The organism is Salmonella sp. SAL4457, from assembly GCF_046548235.1.
GTDB lineage: Bacteria > Pseudomonadota > Gammaproteobacteria > Enterobacterales > Enterobacteriaceae > Salmonella > Salmonella enterica.
The window spans coordinates 1-243 of record NZ_JBGDZO010001179.1 but is presented as its reverse complement, the minus strand read 5'-3'; the positions used below and the strand labels follow the sequence as shown (position 1 = coordinate 243).

1 protein-coding gene is annotated in these 243 nt (G+C 72.0%); it reads left to right on the top strand.

Annotated features, from left to right (window positions below):
- On the top strand, window positions 1-219 hold a 219-nt coding region (locus ACLJNW_RS27905; RefSeq protein ID WP_410961843.1), incomplete at its 5' end, for a hypothetical protein.
- Window positions 220-243 lie beyond the last annotated feature (24 nt).

Genomic DNA, 243 nt, shown 5'->3' with positions numbered 1-243 from the left:
GGTCTGGTCGATCTCGACCCGGTGTCGGACCACCGCCGCGACAAGTTCGCGCGCCAGATCCGCGGCGACCGGATCGCGTTCCGTCTCGGTCAGATGACGCTCGAGGATGGCCTCGGCCGTACGCTGGCCGAAGTCGGCCTCGAAGATCGCAGCGAGCGCGAGGCGGCGCCCGGTGCGGCGGCCCCGCTGCCGGTCAGCCTCCGACGCCATCGACGATGACGGTCACCGCGCCGAGGTCGAGAC